Annotated in this window: 15 protein-coding genes and 1 pseudogene; 10 read left to right on the top strand and 6 right to left on the bottom strand. The window is 68.4% G+C overall.

Features of this window, described 5'->3' with window-relative positions; genetic code table 11:
• The first annotated feature begins 112 nt into the window (after positions 1 to 112).
• The 8 genes and pseudogenes from PVZ77_RS07995 (at position 113) to PVZ77_RS08030 (ending at position 9,778) form a co-directional block, all read left to right on the top strand.
• Positions 113 to 2,143, top strand: a complete 2,031-nt coding sequence (locus PVZ77_RS07995) for an ATP-binding protein (RefSeq protein WP_273806250.1) — start codon at positions 113 to 115, stop codon at positions 2,141 to 2,143.
• Between the two features lie 199 nt (positions 2,144 to 2,342).
• Positions 2,343 to 3,569 (top strand): SfnB family sulfur acquisition oxidoreductase, encoded by a 1,227-nt coding sequence (locus PVZ77_RS08000; RefSeq protein ID WP_273806251.1) that lies wholly within the window; start codon positions 2,343 to 2,345, stop codon positions 3,567 to 3,569.
• A gap of 4 nt (positions 3,570 to 3,573) precedes the next feature.
• Entirely contained in the window at positions 3,574 to 3,930 is a 357-nt protein-coding gene (locus tag PVZ77_RS08005; protein ID WP_273806252.1) for a hypothetical protein, read from the top strand.
• Positions 3,931 to 3,942: 12 nt separating this feature from the next.
• The gene (locus PVZ77_RS08010; protein ID WP_273806253.1) at positions 3,943 to 4,908 is read left to right on the top strand and encodes a sugar ABC transporter substrate-binding protein; all 966 of its coding nucleotides are present in this window, start codon (positions 3,943 to 3,945) and stop codon (positions 4,906 to 4,908) included.
• Positions 4,905 to 6,443 (top strand): annotated as a pseudogene (locus PVZ77_RS08015) (sugar ABC transporter ATP-binding protein). Before PVZ77_RS08010 ends, PVZ77_RS08015 begins: the two are co-directional and overlap by 4 nt.
• Positions 6,427 to 7,416, top strand: a complete 990-nt coding sequence (locus PVZ77_RS08020; protein ID WP_273806254.1) for an ABC transporter permease — start codon at positions 6,427 to 6,429, stop codon at positions 7,414 to 7,416. Before PVZ77_RS08015 ends, PVZ77_RS08020 begins: the two are co-directional and overlap by 17 nt.
• A complete protein-coding gene (locus PVZ77_RS08025) occupies positions 7,413 to 8,366 on the top strand; it encodes an ABC transporter permease subunit (RefSeq protein WP_273806255.1) in 954 nt (317 codons plus the stop codon). The genes PVZ77_RS08020 and PVZ77_RS08025 overlap by 4 nt, the downstream gene beginning before the upstream one ends.
• A gap of 8 nt (positions 8,367 to 8,374) precedes the next feature.
• Complete coding sequence (locus PVZ77_RS08030) at positions 8,375 to 9,778, top strand: LLM class flavin-dependent oxidoreductase (RefSeq protein WP_273806256.1); 1,404 nt, start codon at positions 8,375 to 8,377, stop codon at positions 9,776 to 9,778.
• 22 nt (positions 9,779 to 9,800) lie between these two features.
• Here the strand turns inward: PVZ77_RS08030 and PVZ77_RS08035 are convergent, their stop codons facing one another.
• Both PVZ77_RS08035 and PVZ77_RS08040 read right to left on the bottom strand, forming a co-directional pair.
• Positions 9,801 to 10,511, bottom strand: coding sequence for an SOS response-associated peptidase family protein (locus PVZ77_RS08035; protein WP_273806257.1), 711 nt, complete (start codon positions 10,509 to 10,511; stop codon positions 9,801 to 9,803).
• Positions 10,512 to 10,668: 157 nt separating this feature from the next.
• On the bottom strand, positions 10,669 to 11,532 hold the full coding sequence (locus PVZ77_RS08040) for an SDR family oxidoreductase (protein WP_273806258.1): 864 nt from the start codon (positions 11,530 to 11,532) through the stop codon (positions 10,669 to 10,671).
• A 106-nt stretch (positions 11,533 to 11,638) separates the two neighbouring features.
• Between PVZ77_RS08040 and PVZ77_RS08045 the strand changes: the two genes are divergently transcribed.
• Positions 11,639 to 12,517: a LysR family transcriptional regulator gene (locus PVZ77_RS08045; protein WP_273806259.1), complete on the top strand. Its 879-nt coding sequence runs from the start codon at positions 11,639 to 11,641 to the stop codon at positions 12,515 to 12,517.
• A 109-nt stretch (positions 12,518 to 12,626) separates the two neighbouring features.
• Positions 12,627 to 14,828 (top strand): OsmC domain/YcaO domain-containing protein, encoded by a 2,202-nt coding sequence (locus tag PVZ77_RS08050; protein ID WP_273806260.1) that lies wholly within the window; start codon positions 12,627 to 12,629, stop codon positions 14,826 to 14,828.
• Between the two features lie 39 nt (positions 14,829 to 14,867).
• Here PVZ77_RS08050 and PVZ77_RS08055 read toward each other — a convergent pair whose 3' ends face one another.
• The 4 genes from PVZ77_RS08055 to PVZ77_RS08070 are packed head-to-tail and all read right to left on the bottom strand — an operon-like array spanning position 14,868 to position 19,149.
• Entirely contained in the window at positions 14,868 to 16,484 is a 1,617-nt protein-coding gene (locus PVZ77_RS08055) for a gamma-glutamyltransferase family protein (protein ID WP_273806261.1), read from the bottom strand.
• Between the two features lie 16 nt (positions 16,485 to 16,500).
• Positions 16,501 to 17,589 carry a polyamine ABC transporter substrate-binding protein gene (locus PVZ77_RS08060; RefSeq protein ID WP_273806262.1) on the bottom strand — a complete coding sequence of 363 codons (1,089 nt, stop codon included), beginning with the start codon at positions 17,587 to 17,589 and terminating at the stop codon, positions 16,501 to 16,503.
• A 13-nt stretch (positions 17,590 to 17,602) separates the two neighbouring features.
• Positions 17,603 to 18,379, bottom strand: a complete 777-nt coding sequence (locus PVZ77_RS08065; RefSeq protein WP_273806263.1) for an amino acid ABC transporter ATP-binding protein — start codon at positions 18,377 to 18,379, stop codon at positions 17,603 to 17,605.
• A 2-nt stretch (positions 18,380 to 18,381) separates the two neighbouring features.
• Positions 18,382 to 19,149, bottom strand: a complete 768-nt coding sequence (locus PVZ77_RS08070; RefSeq protein WP_059232198.1) for an amino acid ABC transporter permease — start codon at positions 19,147 to 19,149, stop codon at positions 18,382 to 18,384.
• Positions 19,150 to 19,158: the final 9 nt, after the last annotated feature.

Raw genomic sequence — 19,158 nt, forward strand, 5'->3', positions numbered from 1 at the left:
CGGTGGAACCCAGCCCTGGCCAGTGGCCTCCACAGAAGGAGAAAAAGACCGAGTTGCCTGGGGTCTACCCGGCAACCACCCGTTTCGCGCTGACCGATCTATGCAGGTACCCATGCCTCAGGATCCAGACTTCCAACTGCTCTTCGAACGCCTTCCTCATCTGGTGCTGGTGCTCGCTCCTGGCCCCGACTTCATCATGGTGGCGGCCAACGAAGGGCGCCTGCGCGGCACCAATACCCGGCGCGAGGACTGCATCGGGCGCTCGATATTCGAAGTGTTCGGGCGCAACCCCGACGGCAAGTCGGAGTTCGGCGCCGGGGTGCTGCGCGCCTCTTTCGAGCGGGTGATCCAGAGCCGCGAGCCGGATCGCATGGCGGTCACCCAGTACGACATCCCGCGGCCAGACAGCGAGGGCGGCGGCTTCGAGGTGCGTTACTGGAGCCCGCTCAACGTCCCGGTGCTGGACGACCGCGGCGAGGTCATCTACATCATCCACCAGACCGAAGACGTCACCGAGCAGATACTCGCCCAGCAACACTCCCGCTCGAGCCTCAAGCTCGCCGACGAACGCTTTCGCGCCGCGCTGCTGGCCTCCGAGGCCGGCATCTTCGACTGGTACCTCGACGAATGCCGCTTCTACTGCGACAGCGCGCTGCAGCAGCTTTTCGGCCTGCCCGATGTCCTCACGGCCGACCCCGTCGAGCGCTTCCTGGACTTCGTCCAGGTGGATGACCGGGAGCGGGTCCGCCGGTGCCTGGTCGACTGCCTGGACGGCAAGGATTTCGTCGTCGAATTCCGGCTCCAGCGCGGACCGCGCGAACAGTGGCTGCTGAGCAAGGGCAAGGTCTTTCGCGACGCCGCCGGCCGGCCCTCCTATGTGACCGGCACCTGCGCCGACGTCACGGCCCGCAAGCAGGCCGAAAAGGCCTTGTCGGAACTCAACGAGACGCTCGAGGCGCGGGTCGCCGCCGAGGTGGCCGAGCGTTCCCGGGTGGAAGACACCCTGCACCAGGCGCAGAAGATGGAAGCGGTCGGCCAGCTCACCGGCGGCATCGCCCACGACTTCAACAACCTGCTGACCGGCATCATCGGCAGCCTGGAGCTGATGCAGCGGCGCCGGCGCGGCGGGGATTCCAGCGAGGACGAGCGCTACATCAACGCGGCGGTCACCTCGGCGCAGCGGGCGGCGGCGCTCACCCAGCGGCTGCTGGCGTTTTCCCGCCGCCAGACCCTGGATCTCAAACCCCTCGAGGTCAATCCGCTGGTGGCGTCGCTGGAAGACCTGCTGCATCGCACCCTGCGCGAAAACATCAGCATCCGGACGCAGCTGGCGGCGGGCCTGGCGCTGGTGCGGATGGATGCCAACCAGCTGGAAAGCGCCATCATCAACCTGGCCATCAACGCCCGCGATGCCATGCCGAAGGGCGGCACCATCACCATCACCACCGCCGCCGTGCACCTCACTGCGGAGCAGGGCGCGGCCCTGGAGCTCAGGGAAGGCGACTATGTGCTGCTCAGCGTGACCGATACCGGGCTGGGGATGACCCCCGACGTGCTGGCCAAGGTCTTCGAGCCCTTCTACACCACCAAGCCGATCGGCCAGGGCACGGGGCTGGGGCTGTCCATGGTGTATGGCTACATGCGCCAGGCCAACGGCGCGGTGCGGATCCGCTCGCAGCCGGGCAAGGGCACCCGCGTCGAACTCTACATGCCGTGCCTGGGTGGCGAGGTGGGCCTCCTCGCGGTCGAGGAGCAGAAAATCGCGCCGCTGGGCGGTGGCGAAGTCGTGCTGGTCGTCGAGGATGAAGTCGTGGTCCGCTCGCTGATCCTGGAGGTGCTGAGCGAACTGGGCTACCAGACCCTCGAGGCGGCGGATGCCCAGGAGGCCATTCCGTTCCTGGAAAATCCCCAGCGCATCGACCTGATGATTTCCGACGTGGGCCTGCCCGGCATGAACGGCCGCCAGCTGGCGGATCTGGCCCAGGCCAATCGCCCTGAGCTCAAGGTGCTGCTGGCGACCGGCTACGCGGAAGGCTCCAACGTGGAGGGTTATCTCGCCCCCAACATGGAGATCATCACCAAGCCCTTCGCCATCGACGCCCTGGCCAACAAGATCAGCGAGATGTTGAATCCGGAGGGTTGAGCGGCGTCCTGGGGCAGTCTCACGGCTTGCCCGGGTTGTTGCCCAGGGCTGTCCGCCGGGCAACAGTTGTCTGCCGAGGTGTCTGGTCAGCGACTTCCAGGTATCGGGATATTTATATAAGTCGCTGATATAGATCGTATTTTTGGCGATGGCACAGCTCGTGCTCTGGCTCAGGGGTTACCGCCAAGGGAGTCCCTGCATGGTCGTCGCCACCTCGCTCAATACCGTCCCCCGTGCTGTCCCCGAACGTCCTGCCACGCGCTTGCGCGACGCCGCCGAGGCCCTCGATGCCGCGGCGGCCCTGGCGGAGGATTTCGCCCGCGATGCGCTCAGTCGTGATCAGGAGCGCCGCCTGCCCTGGGCCGAGATCGAGCGCTTCTCGGCCAGTGGACTCTGGGCCATCACCGTGCCGCGGTCGTTCGGCGGCGCCGGGGTGGGATTCGGCACCGTCGCCGAAGTCATCGCCCGTATCTCCGCGGCCGATCCCTCCCTGGGGCAGCTGCCGCAGAACCACCTGGGCGTGGTCAACAACCTGCTGCTGACCGGCAGTCCGGATCAGCAGCGCCACTACCTCGGCCTGGTGCTCCAGGGCTATCGCTTCGGCAATGCCTTCTCAGAGGCGCGCAGCAAGACCGTCACCCAGTTCGAGACGCGCATCCGCTTCACCGGGGACACCGCCTGGATCGATGGCGAGAAGGCCTATTGCACCGGCGCGCTGTTCGCCCATGTGGTCCCCACGGTCGCGCTGGACGAGGAGGGCTTGGCCCATCTCGCCCTGGTCCCGCGCGATGCCGGTGGCCTGACGGTGATCGACGACTGGGACGGCTTCGGCCAGCGCACCACCGCCAGCGGCCGGGTGCAGCTCAAAGGCGTCAGTGTCCGGCGCAGCGCGGTGCTGCCGGCCTGGAAGGCCTTCGAACGGCCGACGGCGGACGGCCCGGTATCCCAGATCATCCAGGCGGCGGTGGATGTCGGCATCGCTCGCGGCGCCTTCGCCGCCAGCCTGGCCGCTGCCCGGCTGGCGCGGCCCTGGACCGACAGCGGGCTTGAGCACGGCTGGCAGGATCCGCTGAGCCAGGCGCTGATCGGCGACCTGAGCTGGCGGCTGGCCGCCGCCGAGGCCTTGCTGGAAGACGCCGGCGCTGCCGTCGACCGGGCACTGGCGGCGCCCTCCGCGGCCAGCGTCGCCGAAGCCTCGGTGGTTGTGGGGCAGGCCAAGGTCGCCTCCACCGAGATCGCCCTGGCCGCCGCCAATCGCCTCTGCGAACTGGGCGGCACCCGCAGCGTCTCGGCCCGCTTCGGCCATGACCGCCACTGGCGCAATGCGCGTACCCATACCCTGCACGATCCGGTGCGCTGGAAATACCACCTGATCGGCAACAACCTGCTCAACGGCGTCGAGCCGCCTCGTCACGCCTGGAACTGATGCCATGACCGATCTCGCCCCTGCCATCCACGCCGAACTCGCCTTCGCCGAACAGGTGCTCGCGCACCTGCGCGAGGCACTGGCCCAGGACGTTCGCGCCCGCGATCCGCTGGTGATCGCCGCGGTGGGTGACCTCCAGGTGCGCCTGGCCGCCGCGCGCGCTCTGCAGCGTCCGCACCGCAGCGAGGACGCACCGGTACGCCAGCTCCAGCTGCGCCTGGCCACCGACCACGCCCGCCAGCTCGCCGCCGAACTCCAGCGCGAATGGCTGACGGACGCCCCGGCGCCCCGTCAGCCCGGGCCGAGCGTTCGCGACCTCCGGCGCCTGCTGGGCGAGTACCACCTGACGATCACCGACTAGAAAAGGACTGCCATGTCACTGCGTACACTGCTTCGTTCCCTCCTGCTGGTGCCGCTGCTGGCCACGGCCGCGCTGGCGGCTGCCGACGAGATCCCGTCGCTGGCCGGCAAGCGCATCGCCATCAGCATGACCGGCACCAGCCACTATTTCGATCTCAAGGCCTTCCAGGCCCAGGTGGAAGAGGTCAAGCGGCTGGGCGGCACGCCCATCACCCTGGACGCCGGTCGCAACGACAAGAATCTGGTGACCCAGCTGCAGACCCTGGTGACCCAGAAGCCGGACGCGGTGATCCAGACCCTGGGCACCCTGAGCGTGATAGACCCCTGGCTGCGCCGCATCCAGGCGGCCGGCATCCCGCTGTTCACCATCGATGCGCCGTCCCAGTACAGCCTCAACAACACCACCTCGGACAACGCCGCCGCCGGGCGGGAGCTGGCCGAGCAACTGGCGAAGGACACCGGCGGCAAGGGCGACATCCTGGTGTTCAACGGCTTCCAGGGCGTGCCGGTCTGCGCCATCCGCTACGCCGAGCTGCGCAAGGTGCTCGACGCCCATCCGGGACTGAAGATCATCCAGCCCGAGTTGCGCGACGTGATTCCCAACACCGTGCAGGACGCCCGTGGCCAGATCGCGGCGCTGCTCAACAAGTATCCCAAGGGCCAGATCGCCGCCATCTGGTCGGCCTGGGACATTCCCCAGCTCGGTGCCAGCCAGGCGCTGATCGAAGCCGGTCGGACCGAGATCAAGACCTATGGCGTCGACGGTACCCCCGAGGTGCTGGAGTTGCTCAAGCGCGGCGACAGTCCGGTCGGCGCGGTGGTCGCCCAGCAACCGGCGCTGATGGGCCGGACCGCGGTGCAGAACGTCGCCCGGTATCTGGCCGGTGCGCGCGATCTGCCCAAGGAGACCCATGTGGCGACCCTGCTCACCACCCCTGCCAACCTGAATCAGGTCGCGGCGCTGCGAGGTGATCCATGAGCAGGGCGATCCTCGAGCTGCAGGGCATCTCCCGGCGTTATGGCGCCACCCAGGCGCTGGACGGCGTGGACCTGACCCTCAGGGCCGGCGAGATCCACGGGCTGATCGGCGAGAACGGTGCCGGCAAGTCCACCCTGATCAAGGTGCTCGGCGGCCTGGTGACACCGGATGCCGGCGCGCTGCGCCTGGACGGCCAGTCGCTGCTCGGCGCGGGGCCGCGCGAGCTGGCGCGGCGCGGGGTATCCATCATCCACCAGGAGCGGCTGCTGCCGCCCAATTTCACCCTGGCCGAGGCGCTGTTCTTCGGTCAGGAGCGACGCCTTGGCCCGCTGCTGGATCGCCGTGGGCAGGAACGGGCGGCGGAGCGGTTGCTGGCCGAGCGCTTCGGCCTGGACTGCCGCGCGCGAACCCGGGTGGCGGAGCTGAGCAGCGCCGAACAGCAGCTGCTGCAGATCAGCCGGGCGCTGCTCGGCACGCCCAAGGTGCTGGTGCTCGACGAACCCACGGTGGCCCTGGCCCATGGCGAGGTGGAGCGCCTGCTGAGCCTGCTGCGCCAGTTGCGCGACCAGGGGCTGGCCCTGCTCTATGTGTCCCACTACCTGCAGTAGGTCGAGCGCCTCTGCGATCGCGCCACGGTACTGCGCGGCGGCCGGGTGGTGGCGGAGGTGACGCCCAGCGTGACGCCGGCAGCGGCCATGGCGCGGTTGATGATCAACCGGGAGCTGGGCGAGGCCTATCCCAAAACCCAGGCGGCACCGGGCGAGGTGTTGCTGGAGACCCGCAGGCTGGGCCGTCCGGGCGCCTTCGCCGAGGTCGACCTGCAGGTGCGCCGCGGCGAGGTGGTCGGGGTCGCCGGCCTGGTGGGCTCGGGCGCCAAGGAGCTGCTCAAGACACTGTTCGGCCTGTTGCCGGTAGCCGAGGGCGAAATGCTGCTGGACGGTCGCCCGCACCGTTTCGCCAGTCCCCGCGCGGCGGTGCGGGCGGGTCTGGCGCTGTTGCCGGAGAATCGCCGCCAGCAGGGCGTGGCCCTGGATCTCACCGTGACCGAGAACCTCACCCTGGCGGCCCTGGAGCGCTTCAGCCGCTACGGGCTGCGCTTGCCAGGGGCCGAGCGTCGCGCCGCCCATGGGTTCCGCCAGGCGCTGGACATCCGCACCCCGGACCTGGATACCCCGGTGCGGCACCTGAGTGGCGGCAACCAGCAGAAGGTCGCCCTGGGCAAATGGCTGGCCCGGGACGCGCGACTCTATCTGCTCGACGAACCCAGCGTGGGCATCGATCTCGCCGCCCGCGCCGAACTCTATCGCCAGGTCGCCCGGCTGGTGGAGCAGGGCGCCGGCGTGCTGATCCTGTCGGTGGATCTGCCCGAACTGCTCAATCTCTGCGACCGTATTCACGTGATGCATCGCGGCCGCCTGCTGCCGGCACGCCCGGCGGCCGAATCGACGGCGGAGGAGCTCCTGGCGGCCGCCACCGGAGCCAGCGAATGGCCCGCCAGACAGCAGCGGAGGGCGGATCTTGGCCTCGCGTCCTGAGCGGTTGTCGATCCCGGTCCCGACCTGGCGCCCGGACCTCTGGCGCCATGGCGCGCTGCTGGCCTTCGCGGTGATCGCGGCCCTGTTCGCCTGGCGCGCGCCGGGCTTTCTCGGGTCAGGCAATCTGGCCAACATCCTGGCCCAGGCCGCCATTCCCGGCATTCTCGCCTTGGGCCTGACCCTGGTGATCGTCGGCGGCGGGGGCAACGTGCTCGCCGGTGGCCTGGACCTCTCGCTGGCGGCCAATCTCGGACTCTGCGCGGCGCTGCACGCGACCCTGGTCAACGCCGGCTACGGTGCGCCACTGGCCATCGGCCTGACCCTGGTCTGCGGGCTGCTGGTCGGAGCGCTCAACGGCCTGACGGTGACCCTGCTGGGCCTGCCGCCGCTGCTGGCCACCCTGGCCAGTCTCAACGTGGTGGCCGGTCTGGAACTGGTGCTGAGCGAAAATACCGTGCTGCCGGCCAGCGCGCCCTGGCTGGATCTCCTGGGCCTCGGCAGCTGGCTGGGGATACCGGCCGCGGGTTGGGTGCTGCTGCTGACCGCTCTGGCGCTGGCGGTGCTGCTGCAGCGCACCCCCTATGGGCTGCGCCTGGCGGCGGTGGGCGATCATCCCGAGGCGGCCCGCGCCGCGGGTCTGCCGGTGCGCGGGCTGGTGTTTTCCAGCTATCTGCTGGCCGGCGGTTGTGCGGGCCTGGCAGCGCTGCTGTCGGTCGCCTGGTTCAGCGGCAGTACCCCGGGTTCGGGCGAGCTGCTGCTGCCGGTGGTGGCCATCGCCTTTCTCGGCACGGTGTTCTCCTGGCGCGCGCAACCCAGCGTCGGCGGCACCCTGCTGGCGGCGCTGCTGGTGGGCATGCTCGGCAATGGCTTCCAGTTGCTCGGGGTGAGCAGCTTCCTGGTCAATGGCGTCCAGGGTGTGCTGATCCTGCTGGTGGTGGCCGCGGCCAGCCTGCGCCAGGAGAGCCGCCGATGAACGCGAACCTTGCCCTCGGCCGGTCCGGTCTGCGCCTGGCATTGCCGCTGCTGTTCCTGGCGCTGGTGGTGGTCTTCGCCCTGGCCGCTCCCGGCTTTCTTAGTCAGGGCAACCTGCTCAGCCTGTTGCTGAACAATGGCCTGGTCCCGGCGCTGGTGGCCCTGGGGTTGACCTACGCCATCGCCGCGGGCGGCATCGATCTTTCGGTGGGCATCGCCCTGGATCTGGCGGCCTTCGGTTGCATCGCCTTGCTCAACGCCGGTTGGCCGCTCGCCGTGGCGCTCGCCGGCGGGGTGGGGCTGGGCTTGCTGGTGGGGCTGGCCAACGCCTTGCTGGTGGCCGGTGTGGGGCTGTCGCCGTTCCTGGCCAGCCTGGGCGTGCTGTTCATCGGTACCAGCCTGCAACAGCTGCTGTCCGAGGGCGGCCTGCCGCTCTACCTCAAACCCGAATTCCGACCCCCCGCGAGCAGCTGGCTGGGCGCACCGGCGGCGGTCTGGGCGGTGGCGCTGCTGGCACTACTCTACGGGGTGGTACTGGCGCGCGGACGCCTGGGTCGCGCCCTGCTGGCCCTGGGCAGCCAGCCGCTGGTAGCGCGTCATTCGGGGTTGGCGCTGCGCCGCCTGGCGCTCTGGACCTGCCTGGCCACGGCCTTGGCGGCGGCGGTCGCCGGCATCCTGCTGGCGCTGCGCATCGATGCCTATGTGCCGCTCTCGGGCAATGCGTACCTCATCAACGGCATCGGCGCCGTCTTCATCGGCGCCAGCCTCAATCGCCACGGCCGGCCCAACGTCCCCGGCAGCCTGCTAGGCGTGCTGCTGCTGGCGGTGGCCGCCAACGGCCTGCTGCTGGTGGGCTGGAATTTCTACTGGCAACAGGTGGCCACCGGGCTGCTGATCCTGCTGGTGCTGACCCTCAACCAATTGGCACGGCGCCGCGACGCGTCGCGCTAGGAGTCCCCATGTCCCGCGAAATCCGCCTCAATGCCTTCGACATGAATTGCGTGGCCCACCAGTCGCCCGGACTGTGGCGCCATCCGCGCGACCGCTCCTGGGAGTACAAGGACCTCGAGTACTGGACGGAGCTGGCGCAACTGCTCGAACGCGGGCTGTTCGACGGCCTGTTCATCGCCGATGTGCTCGGCCTCTACGACGTCTACGGCGGCGGCCCGGCGGCGACCCTGCGCGAGGCCACCCAGGTGCCGGTCAACGATCCCCTGGCGCTGATCACCCCCATGGCGGCGGTGACCCGTCACCTGGGTTTCGGCCTCACCGCCTCCCTGAGCTTCGAGCATCCCTATCCCTTCGCCCGGCGGCTTTCCACACTGGATCACCTGACCCGGGGGCGCATCGGCTGGAACATCGTCACCTCCTACCTGGAAAGCGGCGCGCGCAACCTCGGCCAATCCGCCCAGGCCGACCACGATGCGCGCTACGACTACGCCGAGGAATACCTGCAGGTGGTCTACAAGCTGCTGGAAGGCAGCTGGGAAGAGGGCGCGGTGCTGCGTGACCGCGCCTCCGGGCGCTTCACCGATCCGGCCAAGGTGCATCCCATCGGCCACCACGGCCGGCACTTCCAGGTGCCCGGCTATCACCTCTGCGAACCCTCGCCGCAGCGCACGCCCGTGCTCTACCAGGCCGGCGCCAGCAGCCGTGGCCGACAGTTCGCCGCCGAGCACGCCGAATGCGTCTTCGTCGCCGCCCCGTCCAAGACGGTGCTGAAGAAAACCGTGGCCGACATCCGCCGCCGGGCCGCCGAGGCCGGTCGCGATCCGCGCCGGGTGCTGATCTTCAATCTGCAAACGATCATCGTCGGCGAGACCGATGCCCAGGCGCGGGCGAAGTGGCAGGACTACAGGGGCTACGTGAGCTACGAAGGCGCCCTGACGCTGATCTCCGGCTGGACCGGTATCGACTTTGCCGCCTACCGCCCGGACCAGGTCCTCAAGCACCTGCACACCAATGCCATCCAGTCCGCCGTGGAGGCCTTCTCCACCGCCGATGCCGGCAAGCAATGGACGGTGCAGGAACTGGCCGACTGGGTCGGCATCGGCGGCTTCGGACCGCTGCTGGTAGGCAGCCCGGCGACCGTGGCGGACGAGTTGCAGAGCTGGGTCGAGGAGACCGACGTGGATGGCTTCAACCTCGCCTATGCGGTGACCCACGAGACCTTTGCCGACGTGGTGGAATTGCTGGTGCCGGAGCTGCAGCGGCGCGGGGTCTACAAGCGCGCCTATCAGCCGGGCACGCTGCGCGAGAAGCTCGGCAGCGCCGGCCCGCGGCTGCCAGAGAACCATCCGGCCGCCGGCTATCGCGACCTGGCGCGGCAGCGGGAGGGGAGTGCGATACCGGTGCCGGCCTAGAGGATCGGGCCCGACGCCTGATTCATACCAGCGGCTCGGCGATCCGCTCCAGCAACTCGGGTCCATCGTTCTTCACGCTGCCCACGGCCTTGCCCACCGGGTACCAGTCGAAGGCGTCCACCGGCGTGCCCTCGACCTCGCCGATCTCGCTGGCGCGTTCCAGGGGCAGCTCGGGGTCCAGCCATTCGCGCGCCACGGCGGGTGGCAGGACCAGCGGGCGGCGGTCGTGGATGTCGACCATGCCGGCGTCGGAGGCAGCCGTGATGATGACGAAGCCGTCATCGTCCTGGGCTGCCTGGTCGGCCGGACGGAAGTGGCCGATGGCGGCGAAGAACAGCGGCTCGCCGGATTTCAGCCGGATGAAGTAGGGCTGCTTGAGCTTGGGATCGGCGGGATCCTTCTTCCATTCGTACCAGCCATCGGCGATCACCAGGGCACGGCCTTTTTGCCAGAGGCCGCGAAACATCCGGCTGCTGGCCGCCGTCTCGACGCGGGCATTGATCACCGGTGGGCGCTTGGCCTGGCGCGCCCAGGCGGGCTGGTAGCCCCAGCGCACCGGATCCAGGTGCAGGCCATCGGCCTGCTGGTGGAGCAGCTGAACCCGGGTGCCGGGCGCCACGTTGTAGCGCCCCAGGGCGCGGGGTTCCAGGCCGGTGCGGACGTCCGAGACGCCGGCGCCGAGGGCGTCCAGGTAGTCGAGGGCATAGCGATACTGGGCAAAGCGGCCACACATGGCGGACTCCTGGCAAGGCGTGCGGGCAGCCGCGGTATCCGGCTGCGCCCGGGCGGTTGAGGTGCGCTACATGAGGGCGCTGTCCTCAGGATGGGACACTGCCGCTCGCGCAAAGTACCGACTCCGGGCGTCGTTCAGACGGCTAGAGCGGAGGCGTTCAGCCGATCAGCGCCTTGGCGAAGTCGCTATAACCATGCAGCGGGCGCCCCAGCAGCCGGACCAGCCGTTCGCGGTCGCCGGGCTCGGGCAGCATGCCGTCGCTGACATAGCGCTCGGCCATGAGCCTCATCTCGTAGGCCATCCAGGCCGGCATGAAGGTCGCCATGTTCTGCTCGAAGCCGCGCGGATCGTCGCCGGCGTAGTGGATGGGGCGCCCCAGCAGCTCGCTCCAGATCGCCGCGGCGCCTGCGCCGGTGAGGATGTCCGGGCCGACCAGGTTGAGGGTCTCGCTGGGCAGTCTGCCCGGCGCCTGGTCGCGGCGGATGAGTTCGAGGGCGGCGACCTCGGCGATGTCCCGGGTGTCGACCATGGCCAGGCCCTTGCTGCCGAGGGGCATGGGGTAGATCCCGTGCTGCAGGATGACGTCCCTGAGCCTGGCTTCGTTGTCGATGAAGTAGGTGGGCCGCAGGACGGTGGCGCCGAAGCCCATGGCCGCAAGCATGCGTTCACCGCCGAATTTCACCGCGAAGTGCGGCACGTTGACCGCGCTGTCGGCGCCGAAGACCGAGAGGTAGACGACCCGCTCGACACCGCTCTCCCGGGCGATGTTGAGGGTGATGAGCGCCTGGGTGAATTCGTCGCCGGTCACGGCGTTCAGCAGGAAGAGGGTGGAAACGCCGGCGAAGGCGCGGCGCAGGGCGGCGAGATCGAGCAGGTCGCCCGGCATGACTTCGACGGAGGCGGGAAAATCGGCGCTGGCCGGATTGCGGGTCAGCACCCGCACCTTGGCATCGCGCTGCACGAGCTGCTGAACGAGGTGGCGGCCTACGCGGCCGGTGGCGCCAGTGACGAGGATGGTCATGTCGGTAACTCCAGGTGGGTGAGGGGTAGAGCCACCTTAAGTCGTCTCGCGGATCACCAATAGTCGCTAAGATAGAGACCCACCGTTCCAGATATGAGACAGCTAAATGGACTTCAGCCTGCTCGTCGACTTCCAGCTCATCGCTACCCACGGCGGCATCGGCAAGGCCAGTCGCGCCAGTGGTCGACCCAAGGCCAGCCTGTCGCGGCGACTGGCCGAACTGGAAGTCGCCCTGGGCGTCAGGCTGATCGAGCGCGGTGGCCGCAGCCTCGTCCTGACGCCGGCCGGTGCCGACCTGGCGGCCCGGACCCTGGGGCCACTGCGCGAAGTGCAGGAGGCGCTGGCGGCGGTGCAGGAGGGGGTGGCGGTGCCGCGCGGGCGGTTGCGCATCGCGGCGCCGCTGCTGTTTTCCCAGGTGGCGCTGGGACGCCTGAGCGCGGATTTTCGCCGCCAGTACCCGGAGATCCTGATCGAGGCAGTGGCCGAGGATCGCCTGGCCGATCTGGTGGAGGAACATTTCGACCTGGCCATCCGCATCAATCCGGCGGCCGACAGCCGTCTGGTGGGGCGCTGCTTCGCCCGCGATCGCAGGGTGCTGGTGGCGGCCCCCGGCCTTGAGCGCCCACGTGCGTCCGCTGCCGAACCTGTACCCCTGCCGGCGGTGGTCATGTCCGGCCATCGCGACGGCGAGGTCTGGACGCTGGCGGAAGACGGGACGCGCTTCCTGCCCCAGCCGGTGTTGCAGCTGACCTCGCTGCTGACGATCCGCGAGGCCGTGCTCGCTGAAGCGGGCGCGGCGCTGTTGCCGCTGTCACTGGTCCAACGCCCGCTGGACGAGGGCGCGCTCAGGTGCTGGGGCACCCTGGCCGGTGAGACCGAACTCTGGGTGCTGCACACCTCGCGGCGATTGCAGAGCCCCAAGGTCAGGGCCTTCGTCGATTTCCTCTGCGCGCGCTATCCGGACGGGGCCTTTGCGCTGGACTAGCGGGGGCAGAGACCAGGTCCGCCGACCACGAGACGACAGCCTGCGTATCACCCTCGGCCCTTTGTCCGGATAATGGCGGCCAATCTGTCTCCAAACCGGAATGCTGTGCATGGAAATCAAGGTCAATTTTCTCGACAACCTGAGGCTCGAGGCCAAGTTCGACGACTTCTCGGTGATCGCCGATCAGCCCATCCGCTACAAGGGCGACGGCTCGGCCCCGGGACCCTTCGACTATTTCCTGGCGTCCTCGGCGCTCTGCGCGGCCTATTTCGTCAAGCTCTATTGCCAGACTCGCGGCATCCCCACCGACAACATCCGCCTGGCGCAGAGCAACATCGTCGACCCGGAGAATCGCTACAAGCAGACCTTCAAGATCCAGGTCGAGCTGCCCGCGGATCTCTCCGACAAGGATCGCCAGGGCATCCTCCGATCCATCGACCGCTGCACGGTGAAGAAGGCGGTGCAGGCCGGTCCCGACTTCATCATCGAGGCGGTGGAGAGCCTGGACGCCGATGCCCAGGCCCTGCTGCTGCCCAGCGATACCACCCGCCAGACCTACATTCCCGGCAAGGACCGGCCGCTGGAAGAGACCATCGCCAGGCTCTCGGGCATCCTCGCTGACCTGGGCATGAAGGTGGAGATCGCCTCCTGGCGCAACATCGTGCCCAACGTCTGGTCGCTGCACCTGCGCGACGTGCAGTCGGCGCTGTGCTTCACCAACGGCAAGGGCGCGACCAAGGAAGCGGCCCTGGCCTCGGCGCTGGGCGAATTCATCGAACGCCTCAACTGCAACTTCTTCTACAACGACCAGTATTGGGGCGAGACCATCGGCAACGCGGCCTTCGTCCATCACCCCGACGAGCGCTGGTTCCAGCCGGGCCCCAAGGATGCGCTGCCGCGGGAGATCCTCGATCGCCATTGCCGCAAGATCTATGATCCGGAAGGCGAACTGCGCGCCTCGCACCTGCACGACACCAATTCCGGCAACGTGGCGCGGGGCATCTGCGCGCTGCCCTTCGTGCGCCAGTCCGACGGCGAGGTGGTGTACTTTCCCTCGAACCTGATCGAGAACCTCTACCTCAGCAACGGCATGAGCGCTGGCAACACCCTGGCCGAAGCCCAGGTGCAGTGCCTGTCGGAAATCTTCGAGCGGGCGGTGAAGCGCCAGATCCTCGAAGGCGAACTGGCGTTGCCCGACGTACCCGAAGCGGTGCTGGCCCGCTATCCGGCCATCGTCGACGGCATCCGCGGCCTGGAGGCCCAGGGCTTTCCGGTGCTGGTCAAGGACGCCTCCCTGGGCGGCGAATTCCCGGTGATGTGCGTGACCCTGATGAATCCGCGCACCGGCGGGGTGTTCGCCTCCTTCGGCGCTCATCCGCGCCTGGAGATCGCCCTGGAGCGCAGCCTTACCGAGCTGCTGCAGGGCCGCAGCTTCGAGGGTCTCAACGACCTGCCGCAGCCGACCTTCGAGAGCCAGGCGCTGATGGAGCCGAACAACTTCGTCGAGCATTTCATCGATTCCAGCGGCCTGGTCTCCTGGCGCTTCTTCAGCGCCAGGGCCGACCACGACTTCGTCGACTGGGATTTCTCCCACGAGGGCGAAGATGCCACCGCCCAGGAGGCCGCCACCCTGTTCGGCATCCTTGCCGAGCGAGATCTGGAAGCCTACATGGCGGTGTACGAGGAACTGGGCGCGCCGGCCTGCCGTATCCTGGTGCCGGGCTATTCGGAGATCTATCCGGTCGAGGACCTGATCTGGGACAACACCAACAAGGCGCTGGCGGTGCGCGAGGACATCCTCAGGCTGCACCAGCTGGACGATGCGGCCCTGGAATCCCTGCTCGAACGCCTCGACGACACCCAGGTGGACGACTACACCCGTATCGCCACCCTGATCGGCATCGAATTCGACGAGAACACCGTCTGGGGCCAGCTGACCGTGCTGGAGCTAAAGCTGCTCATCCACCTGGCGCTGCGGCAATTCGAAGAGGCCAAGGAAGAGGTGGAGAACTTCCTGCAATTCAACGACAACACCCTGGAGCGTGGCCTGTTCTACCAGGCGCTCAATGCGGTGCTGGAAGTCGAGATGGACGACGAACTGGAACTGGCCGATTTCGCGGTCAACTTCCGCCGGATGTTCGGCAATGAGCGCCTGGACGCCGCCCTGGGTTCGGTCTCGGGCGAGGTGCGCTTTCCTGGCCTGACGCCCACCAGCCTAAGGCTGGAAGGCCTCGACAAGCACCTGCGGCTGATCGACAGCTATCGCAAGCTGCACGCCGCCCGTGCCAAGGCGGCTGGGATCGCGCTCTGACGGCAAGCCCGCCCGGACCTGGGCGGGCTATCCCGGCGGTCAGCAGACCGCGATATGGGAATCCGCGCGTGGCTCGGTGCCGCCGCAGAGTACGCCGGTTTCCGGATCGCGGACGATGATCTGGCCGCGACCGAAGTCGGTGGAGTCGTGGGCGATCTCGATCTGGTGACCGCGCCGCGCCAGGCCGCTGGCCAGGGCGCGGGAAGCCGCCTGTTCGATGCCGACCTTCATCTCCCCCAGCCACTGCCAGCGCGGGGCGTCCAGCGCCGCCTGGGGATTGAGGCCGAAGTCCACCAGGTTCATCACCATCTGCACATGACCCTGGGGCTGCATGTAGCCACCCATGACGCCAAAGGGGCCGATGGGCACGTCACCCTTGCTCAGGAAGCCCGGGATGATGGTGTGGAAGGTCTGCTTGCCCGGCGCCAGGGCGTTGGCGTGGCCGGCATCCAGGCTGAATTCCGAGCCACGATTCTGCAGACCGATGCCGCTGTCGGGCAGTACCACGCCGGAGCCGAAGCCGTGGTAGGCGCTCTGGATGAAGGACACCATGTTGCCCTCGCCATCGGCGGTGGCGATGTAGACGGTGCCGCTGGCCTGGGGATCGCCATGCAGCGGCGGCTGGGCCTGGTCGGTGATCTCGGCGCGGCGGCGGTCGGCATAGGCATCGTCCAGCAGCACGCTGGCGGCGACCCTCATGTGCTCGGGATCGGTGATGTAGTGCAGGCCGTCGGCATAGGCCTTCTTCATGGCCTCCAGCTGGCGGTGCCAGGTGAGCTGGCTGTCGCGCTGGTCGAAGTCATAGCCCTTGAGGATGTTCAGGGTCATCAGGGCGATCAGGCCCTGGCCACTCGGCGGGATCTCCCACACCTGGTAGCCACGGTAGTCGACCTTGATCGGTTCCACCCAGCGCGGCTGGTAGCCGGCCAGGTCCGCCGCGGTCAGGTGGCCGCCACTGGCGGCGGCGTGGGCGGCCAGGCGCTGGGCAAGGGCGCCCCGGTAGAAGCTTTCGCAGCGGGTCTGCGCCAGTTCCTCTAGGGTGCGGGCCTGGGCCGGGTTGCGAAACAGCTGGCCGGCGACCGGTGCCTGGCCGTCGATGAGGAAGGTGTCGAACCAGGCTTCCAGCTCAGGCGCCTGGTCCCGGCTGGCCTGGTATTCGGCCTGGGCGATGCGCCACTGGTGGGCGACCACCGGCGACACCGGAAAGCCGTCGCGGGCCAGGGCGATGGCAGGCTCGAACAGGCTGGCGAAGGGCAGCTTGCCGAAGCGGCGCGACAGCTCGGCCCAGGCCGCAGGGCAACCCGGAACCGTGACCGGCAGCCAGCCGTGCACCGGAATGCGCTCGTGGCCGGCGGCCTTGACCGTGGCGATGTCGAGGCTGGCCGGGGCATGGCCGCTGGCGTCCAGGCCGTGCAGCTGGTCCTTGACCCAGACCAGGGCGAAGGCGTCGCCGCCGATGGCATTGCCGGTAGGCTCCACCACGGTCAGGGCGGCGGCGGTGGCGATGGCCGCGTCGATGGCGTTGCCACCCTGGCGCAGCATGGTGATGCCGGCTTCGGCGGCCAGCGGCTGGGAGGTGGCGACCATGCCATTGCGGGCGAAGACGCTCTGGCGTTGCGAGGCGTAGGGGTAGTCGTGGGCAGAGAAATTCAGCATGGCAGGCTCTTCGAGGTCATTGTCCGGTCTTGATGCGGGTCCACTCGCGGGTCATCAGCCGCTGGATCTGCGGCGGCAGATCGGCGGAGACGTAGAGGCGCTCGGCGATGGCCGCGCTCGGGTAGATGCCCGGGTAGTCGCGCACCTTGGCATCGAGCAGGGCGGTGGCGTCGCGGTTTGGGTTGGCGTAGCCGACGTAGTCGCTGACCGGGGCGATCACCTCGGGGCGCAGCAGGTAGTCGATCAGCGCCAGGGCACCCTTGGGGTTCCTGGCGTCCTTGGGGATGGCGAGCATGTCGAACCAGAGATTGGCGCCTTCCCTGGGGATCACGTAGCGCACGTCGCTGGTCTTGCCGGCTTCCCTGGCGCGGCTCTGGGCCTGCAGGACGTCGCCCGAATAGCCCATGGCCACGCAGACGTCGCCGTTGGCCAGATCGGTGATGTACTTGCTGGAGCTGAAATAGGTCACCGACGGCTTGAGCTGCTGCAGCAACGCGGAGGCCTTGCGGTAGTCCTCGGGATTCTGGCTGTTGGGGTCCAGGCCCAGGTAGTGCAGGGTCTGGGCAAAGACCTTTTGCGGCGCATCGAGCAGGGCCACGCCGCAGCCCTTGAGCTTGGCCAGGTTCTCCGGCTTGAACAGCAGGTCCCAGGAATCCACCGGGGCGCCATCGCCCAGGGCGGCGCGGACCTTGGCGGCGTTGTAGCCGATGCCCACGGTGCCCCAGAGGTAGGGCACGGCGTAGCGATTGCCGGGATCGGCCGCTTCCAGGCGCTGCATGAGCCGTGGATCCAAATGCGGCCAGTTGGACAGCTGGCCGCGATCCAGCGGCTGGTAGGCGCCCGCCTTGATCTGCTTGGTGAGGAACTGGTTGGACGGCACCACCAGGTCATAGCCGGAATGGCCGGACAGCAGCTTGGCTTCGAGCATCTCGTTGGTGTCGAAGACGTCGTAGCGCACCTGGACGCCGCTGGCCTCGGTGAACTGCTTGAGGGTGTCCGGACCTATGTAGTCCGACCAGTTGTAGAAACGCACCTCGGACTCGGCCGCCTGGGTCAGGGGCGTCAGGCAGAGGGCGAGGGCGGCCAGCAGGGGACGAACGGCCATGGAGGTCTCCGGTCTAGAGCACGCGGCTGAGGAATTCGCGGGTGCGTGGATGGGTGGGGTTGCCGAACACCTGGGCCGGCGGGCCTTCCTCGATCAGCTCGCCCTGGTGCAACACCACCACGCGATCGGCCACCTCGCGGGCGAAGCCCATCTCGTGGGTCACCACCACCATGGTCATGCCGTCCTCGGCCAGCTCCTTCATCACCTGCAGCACCTCGCCCACGGTTTCCGGGTCGAGGGCGCTGGTGGGTTCGTCGAACAGCATGGCCTGGGGTTTCATCGCCAGCGCGCGGGCGATGGCCACGCGCTGCTGCTGGCCGCCGGAGAGTTGCGCCGGATAGTGCTCGGCCTTGTCGGACAGCCGCACCCGGGCGAGCAGGGCGCGCGCCTGTTCCACGGCGGCAGCGCGCGCCACGCCGAGCACCTGGATGGGCGCCTCGACGATGTTTTCCAGCACCGTCATGTGCGGGAAGAGGTTGAACCTCTGGAACACCATGCCGATGTCGCGGCGGCGGCGGGCGATGTTGCGCTCGGAGTCCCTGACCCTCGATCCATCGGCACGCTCGCGAAAGCCCATCAGCTCGCCGTTGACGCGGATGGTGCCGCCCTGGATGTCCTCCAGGTGGTTGAGGCAGCGAATGAAGGTGGTCTTGCCCGAGCCGGAGGCGCCGATCAGCACCACCACCTCGCCGCGGCGCACCTCCAGGCTCACGCCCTTGAGGATCTCCAGCTCGCCGAAGGCCTTGTGCACCTCCAGGGCCTGGATCACGGGTTCTTGCGTGGTCGTCATGGCTAGCGTCCCCGTAGCTTGAAGCCCTGCAGGCTGAACAGCCGGCCGGTGGCGGTGGGTCGCTGACCGTCGGCCTTGCCGAAGCGCCGCTCCAGCCAGGCTTGGAAGAAGCCCCAGAGGGTGGTCAGGACCAGGAAGTAGATGGCCACCACCAGGTACAGCTCGAAGACGCGGAAGGTCGCCGAGGTGATCATCTGGGTGCTGAGCAGCAGCTCCTGCACCCCGATGACGCTGACCAGGGTGGTGTTCTTGAGCATCACGTTGAACTCGTTGCCGAGCGGCGGAATGATCACCCGTAGCGCCTGGGGCAGCACGATCCGCCGCATCAGCTTGGCCGGCGTCATGCCCAGGGAGCGGGCCGCCTCGTACTGGCCACGATCCACCGCGCCGATGCCGGCGCGGATGATCTCGGCCATGTAGGCGCCTTCGTTGAGGCCCAGGGCGATGATGGCGGCCTGGATGTTGCCCGGGATCACCAGGAAGCCCAGGTCCAGGTCCTCGAAACGGAAGATGCCGCCGGCCGCCAGGGCGGTGTAGAGGAAGACGATCTGCACCAGCAGCGGCGTGCCGCGCATCAGCCAGACATAGCAGCGCACCGGGTATTGCAGCGCCCGGTAGCGCGACAGCCGTGCCAGCGCCGCCAGCAGGCCGAGCGCGCAGCCCAGCAGCATGGCGCCGACGGCGATGACGCAGGTCAGCCCCAGGCCGTAGAGGTAGACGTCGCTCGGGTGCAGCAGGTACTGCCAGAACACATCCCAGCTGAAGTTCATCGTGGCCTT

The organism is Pseudomonas sp. SHLD1 (assembly GCF_028640935.1).
In the GTDB taxonomy this organism is placed as follows: domain Bacteria; phylum Pseudomonadota; class Gammaproteobacteria; order Pseudomonadales; family Pseudomonadaceae; genus Chryseomonas; species Chryseomonas aestiva.

Coding starts and splice junctions, on each gene's coding strand:
- PVZ77_RS08050 (WP_273806260.1), top strand. CDS start 12,627: ATGGAAATCAAGGTCAATTTTCTCGACAACCTGAGGCTCGAGGCCAAG.
- PVZ77_RS08035 (WP_273806257.1), bottom strand. CDS start 10,511: ATGTGTGGCCGCTTTGCCCAGTATCGCTATGCCCTCGACTACCTGGAC.
- PVZ77_RS08005 (WP_273806252.1), top strand. CDS start 3,574: ATGACCGATCTCGCCCCTGCCATCCACGCCGAACTCGCCTTCGCCGAA.
- PVZ77_RS08055 (WP_273806261.1), bottom strand. CDS start 16,484: ATGCTGAATTTCTCTGCCCACGACTACCCCTACGCCTCGCAACGCCAG.
- PVZ77_RS07995 (WP_273806250.1), top strand. CDS start 113: ATGCCTCAGGATCCAGACTTCCAACTGCTCTTCGAACGCCTTCCTCAT.
- PVZ77_RS08045 (WP_273806259.1), top strand. CDS start 11,639: ATGGACTTCAGCCTGCTCGTCGACTTCCAGCTCATCGCTACCCACGGC.
- PVZ77_RS08025 (WP_273806255.1), top strand. CDS start 7,413: ATGAACGCGAACCTTGCCCTCGGCCGGTCCGGTCTGCGCCTGGCATTG.
- PVZ77_RS08000 (WP_273806251.1), top strand. CDS start 2,343: ATGGTCGTCGCCACCTCGCTCAATACCGTCCCCCGTGCTGTCCCCGAA.
- PVZ77_RS08065 (WP_273806263.1), bottom strand. CDS start 18,379: ATGACGACCACGCAAGAACCCGTGATCCAGGCCCTGGAGGTGCACAAG.
- PVZ77_RS08010 (WP_273806253.1), top strand. CDS start 3,943: ATGTCACTGCGTACACTGCTTCGTTCCCTCCTGCTGGTGCCGCTGCTG.
- PVZ77_RS08060 (WP_273806262.1), bottom strand. CDS start 17,589: ATGGCCGTTCGTCCCCTGCTGGCCGCCCTCGCCCTCTGCCTGACGCCC.
- PVZ77_RS08030 (WP_273806256.1), top strand. CDS start 8,375: ATGTCCCGCGAAATCCGCCTCAATGCCTTCGACATGAATTGCGTGGCC.
- PVZ77_RS08040 (WP_273806258.1), bottom strand. CDS start 11,532: ATGACCATCCTCGTCACTGGCGCCACCGGCCGCGTAGGCCGCCACCTC.
- PVZ77_RS08070 (WP_059232198.1), bottom strand. CDS start 19,149: ATGAACTTCAGCTGGGATGTGTTCTGGCAGTACCTGCTGCACCCGAGC.